3 protein-coding genes are annotated in these 4963 nt (G+C 75.1%); 2 read left to right on the plus strand and 1 reads right to left on the minus strand.

Annotated features, from left to right (window positions below; translation table 11 throughout):
• The first annotated feature begins 685 nt into the window (after positions 1-685).
• Positions 686-1540, plus strand: a complete 855-nt coding sequence (locus tag G3I42_RS24515; RefSeq protein WP_203607273.1) for an alpha/beta hydrolase — start codon at positions 686-688, stop codon at positions 1538-1540.
• Between the two features lie 401 nt (positions 1541-1941).
• Here G3I42_RS24515 and G3I42_RS24520 read toward each other — a convergent pair whose 3' ends face one another.
• A complete protein-coding gene (locus tag G3I42_RS24520) occupies positions 1942-2610 on the minus strand; it encodes a bifunctional DNA primase/polymerase (RefSeq protein ID WP_164289364.1) in 669 nt (222 codons plus the stop codon).
• 890 nt (positions 2611-3500) lie between these two features.
• On the opposite strand from G3I42_RS24520, the gene G3I42_RS24525 reads away from it, so the two are divergent.
• Positions 3501-4886 (plus strand): transcriptional regulator, encoded by a 1386-nt coding sequence (locus tag G3I42_RS24525; RefSeq protein WP_164289366.1) that lies wholly within the window; start codon positions 3501-3503, stop codon positions 4884-4886.
• The last annotated feature ends 77 nt before the right edge of the window (positions 4887-4963 follow it).

Here is a 4963-nt window from a genome sequence, read left to right on the forward strand (position 1 = left end):
CCCGGTACGGGACCGGGCCGGGGCCCTGGCGCGGCGGCGCCGTGGCGGCGGGTGGGCGGGCCGGAGGTGTGCCGCTGCGTACCGGGCCGAAGGCTGTCGTCGCGTGCCGGGAGCGGTGATCCGCGTCGGTCGGACGGCCGGCCGGTGGTGATGCGGCCGGGTGGCCGGAATCCTTCCCCGTCCGGCGTGGGACCGGGTGCGAGTCCTCCCGGTTCGCGTCGGTTTGCGTGGAGGGGAAGCGGATCGGTGGCGTCCGGAGTGCGGCGAGTGTTCCCGTTTTTGGTTTTTTCTGGGCCGGATGGGCAGCGCTGACCGGCTGGGCGTGTCAGTCTGACGCGATGGGACGGTCGAGGGCGGCGGTGGCTCATCGGGGAGGCTCCGCGTGCGCGCCGGGTCCCGGCGCCGTGCGGCGCCGGGACCCGGTCCCCCCTGCACTGACCCGGAGCCCCGAGCTCTCAGGGTCACCCCCGGGCGGGTCCGTTCCGCGAGGAACCCGCCCCTCGGCTGAGATCTCCCCCGCGCCACGGGCGTCAACCTTCCTCGGCTGTCACTCGTACGAGGGGTCTTGGGGAGAAAACCGTTGTTTTCCGCCAGAAATCGAATGATGTTTCGATAGCGTGCGTGTTGCGGGGTTCGGGGGCTTCGCGCGGGAGTTGAACAGGAACGACTGGGGGTGCCGGGGACGATGGTGCGCCGGATCGATGTGGCAGGGGCGGGCGGAGTGCGGCTCGCGGCGTGGGAGTACGAGGGGGCGGTGCCGGGGAGCGGGGGCTTACGCCCCGGTGTCCTCCTGCTGCACGGGCTCCTGGGGCGGGGCTCGCACTGGGCGGGCAGCGCGGGCTGGCTCGCGGAGCGGCACCGCGTGATCGCGCTCGACCAGCGTGGTCACGGGGCGAGCGAGCGACCGGCCGCGGCGTACTCGCGTACGGCGTACGTGGGTGATGTGCACGCCGTGGTGGAGGCTCTGGAGCTCGGTCCCGCCGTGCTGATAGGGCACGGGCTGGGCGCGCTGACGGCCTGGCAGTTCGCGGCGCAGCACCCGGAGTCGGTGCGGGCGCTCGTCATCTCGGACATGCGGGCGTCGGCGCTGGGTATCGCGGCGCAGCGGGAGTGGGTGGACTGGCTGCGCGGCTGGCCGCTGCCCTTCGCCTCGCTCGCCGAGGCGGAGAAATGGTTCGCCGAGCGCGACCCGTGGCTGGAGCGGTCCAACGCGGCGCGGGGGGCCTACTACACGGAGGTCATGGAACGGGCGGGGGACGGCTGGCGACCCGTCTTCGAACCGGAGCACATGATCGCTTCACGGGAGGCGTGGGTGCACGACTCGCACTGGGACGAGCTGGCCCAGGTGGCGTGCCCGACGCTGGTGCTGCGAGGAACGGCGGGGGAGTTGGGCCGCGCCGAGGCACAGGAGATGGTCCGCGTGCTGCCGCGCGGCCAGTACGCGGAGCTGAGAGGAGCGGGCCACCTGGCCCACTACGAACGACAGGAGGCATGGCGCGAGGCGGTCGAACCCTTCCTGGCCGGCGCACTGACCTCCTGAGCGGTATCCGCCGGTGGCCGTACCGGGGCGCGGAGAGCCCGGGTCCGGCCACCGGGCCGCCGGGCCACCCGCTCGACCGTCGTGGGCTTCCTGCGGGGGCCCGCACGCGGCCGCTGCGGCGCGGATCGTCGCGACCGCGGCTCCGCTGTGCGGTTCCCGGCTCGGGGCGTGACGGGCCGGGGCGGAGGGGTGGGACTGGTCCGGAGGGGAACCAGCGTCGGTCCGGGCCGCTCGGTGAAGTTGAATTCGAAGTCGGTTGTCGCGCTCCGGCGGCGTCCGTTGGCCCGTAGCGCGCCCCCCACGCCTCGCCCCCTCCGGCCCCACCCCCCACCGGCCCTACGCGGCCTCGCCCCCACCGGCCCCGTCCGAAACTCTCCGCCCCGTCCGGACTCTCCGCCCCGTCAGAAACTTTCCGCCCTCTCCCTCCCGCACGCGTACGCCAGCGGGCTGATCAGCTCTTCCGTGTCGGGGAGCCAGCGGTTGGCGGGGGTGGGGCGGCAGGCCCATTGGACGGCGCCCTGGCCGCCGACACGGGTGGGTGGGGCGGCGATCCAGGCGCCCTCGCCGAGGGCAATGAGGCCCAGGGCCTGGGGGGACCAGCCGAGCCTGCGCACCAGCTCGCCCGCCTTCGCCGCGCCCCCCGGCAGGACGAGGAAGCGCATGCGGCGGTCGGGGGCCCGGGTGACGGGGCCCGGCGTCACGCCCATGCGCTCCATCCGGGCCAGGGCCAGGAAACCGGCCGTCTCCGGGACCTCGATGGCGTCGAAGGTGCGGCCGGTCGGCAGCAGGATCGCCGCGGTGGGCCGTTCCGTCCACAGCGTGCGGGCCACGGTCGCGCTGCCGGTCGCCTGCGCCGCCCAGTTCTCGTCCGCCGGGTGGGCCCCGGGGGCGGGGCAGCCGCGCTCCCCGCAGGAGCAGCGTTCCACGCCCGCGGCTGTTTCCAGCCAGACGCCGGGGACGACGTCCCAGTGCCGGTCCTCGGTGTACCGCACCGCGGTGTCGGGCAGCGGCTCACCGTGCTGCTGCGAGGGGATCTTGCCTGCTCCGGTCACGCCGAGGGTCTCTTCCACGCACAGCACAACTCCCGCTGGGGGCAGGGGTTACGGGGTCGGGCGCGACCCCCGGGACGGGCCGCGCGCGGGGAGGGGCACCGACCCGGCGTGCGGGGCGCACGGGGGCATCGCCGGGGGCGCGCGGGAGCCGCCGGAGCCGGGGGCGGGTACCCAGGAGGGAGTGGTTTTCCGGAACCCCGGGGGGTGGACCCCGCCCCGGGCATATGCGGACTCCGGCAGGGGGTCCGGGAGGGAGGGAAGAAGAAAGCGGAACGCCGTCGTACGCACCGCCCGCCAACCCGGGCACCGCCCGGCCCGCCCAGCACGCCGCTCCGCCCGAACCCGCACCGCACCGCCCCGCCCGAACCCCGCCTGTCCCGCACCGCCCGAACCCTGCCCGCCCCGCCCCCGCGCCCCCACCCCGCCCGACACGCCGACCGGGGAGAAGTAATACCGGATAGGTCCCCTTTGGGGTGCATCTTCGCTTTGTCCGCAGGGCAGTGATCAGCCAGGTGGCGCAGCGCACGCCGCCCAGCAGGTCAGCCAGACGGTCCGCACCGGCCCGGCACCCGCCCCGGCGGGTCGCTCGCCGGAACGAACCGAGGTCAGCAAGCCAGGCCAGCAGGCCGAACCAGCGGGCCCGGCCCACAAGCCAGGCCGGCGGGCCCGGCCCACAGGCCAGGTCCAGCAAGCCCGGCCAACAGGCCAGGTCAGCAAGCCAGTCCAGCACCCAGTCCACGACCACGCCTTTCGGCTCCGGGACCGGGACCGCGACCGCGAGCACGACCGCACGACCGACCCCGTGAACCGAGCGCGAGCGCGCTCGTGAGCGACGGAGGAGGCCGCGCGGGCCGTGCGAGGGGCGCGTACCGGTGACGGAACACGGCGTACTCATTGGGGGTTTCACCATGGCCGCGAGGCCGCTAGTCGCACGCCAGCCGAACGAACGGCTCCAGGCGCTCATCCAGGAGGCCGGCTGCTCCAACGCCGGTCTCGCCCGCAGGGTCAATCTCTGCGGGGCCGAGCACGGACTCGATCTGCGGTACGACAAGACGTCCGTGGCCCGTTGGCTGCGGGGTCAGCAGCCGAGGGGCCGCGCGCCCGCCGTCATCGCCGAGGCCCTCGGGCGCAAGCTCGGGCGCACGGTGACGATCGACGAGATCGGCATGGCCAACGGCAAGAACCTCTCCTCCGGCGTCGGCCTCCAGTTCTCGCCGACCGTGCCGGGGGCGATCGAGCAGGTCTGCGAGCTGTGGCGCAGCGACGTGGGGCGCAGGGACTTCCTGACCGGTTCCTCGGTCGCCTCCTCCGCGCTCGTCGAGCCCAGCAGGGACTGGCTCATCTCGATGCCGGACAGCCAGGTCGCGCGCAGCGGCGGGCCGCGGGTGGGCGCCACGGACGTCGCGGCGGTACGGGCCATGACGACGGCCCTCGACCGGCTCGACCACCAGTACGGCAGCGGGCACGTGCGGCCCGTCGTCGTGCACTACCTCAACAGCGTCGTCTCGGGACTGCTCTCGGGCTCGTACCGGGAGCCGGTGGGGCGGGAGTTGTTCGCCGCCGTGTCGCGCCTGACCGAACTCGCCGGGTACATGGCCGTCGACACCGGGCAGGCGGGGCTCGCGCAGCGCTACTACATCCAGGCGCTGCGGCTCGCGCAGGCCGCGGGGGACCGGGCGTACGGCGGGTACGTGCTCGCCGCGTCGATGAGCCACCTCGCCGCGCAACTCGGCAATCCGCGCGAGATCGCGCAGCTCGCGCGGGCCGCGCAGGAGGGCACGCGGGGGCAGGCCACGCCCCGGGCCCGGTCGATGTTCCACGCCGCCGAGGCGCGCGGGCACGCGCTGCTCGGCGACCGGCGCGCGGCGCACGAGGCGATCGACCGCGCCGAGAGCGAGCTCGCGCGCTGCGACCGGGACAGGGACGGCGATCCGGAGTGGATCGCGCACTTCGACGAGGCGTACCTCGCCGATGAACTGGCCCACTGCCACCGCGATCTGGGCGAGCCGGAGCTGGCGGTGCGGGCGGCCTCGCGGGCCCTCGCGGGCCACCCCGAGAGCCGCACGCGGCGCCGTGCGATCGGCTACGTGCTGCTCGCGACGGCGCAGGTGCAGCAGCGCGAGATCGAGGAGGGCTGCCGCACCGCGCTGCACGCCGCGGAACTCCTCGCCTCGCTCCGCTCCGACCGCGGCGCGGAGTACCTGGAGGACTTCCGGCAGCGGCTGGACCCGTACCGGGAGGAGTCGGTGGTGCGGGAGTTCGGGGCCCGCCTCGATCTGCGCGCGGCGGCCTGAGCGCAACGGCGGCCGTCCCCCGGCGACGGGCGGACGGCCGCCGGCCCGGGGCGGGCGGCCGTCCTCCCCGGCGGGGG

The organism is Streptomyces sp. SID11385 (assembly GCF_010548245.1).
Lineage (GTDB): Bacteria > Actinomycetota > Actinomycetes > Streptomycetales > Streptomycetaceae > Streptomyces.

What these genes read in the sequence shown, in the direction of transcription:
- G3I42_RS24515 (WP_203607273.1), top strand. Translation starts at nt 686, where the DNA reads ATGGTGCGCCGGATCGATGTGGCAGGGGCGGGCGGAGTGCGGCTCGCG.
- G3I42_RS24525 (WP_164289366.1), top strand. Translation starts at nt 3,501, where the DNA reads ATGGCCGCGAGGCCGCTAGTCGCACGCCAGCCGAACGAACGGCTCCAG.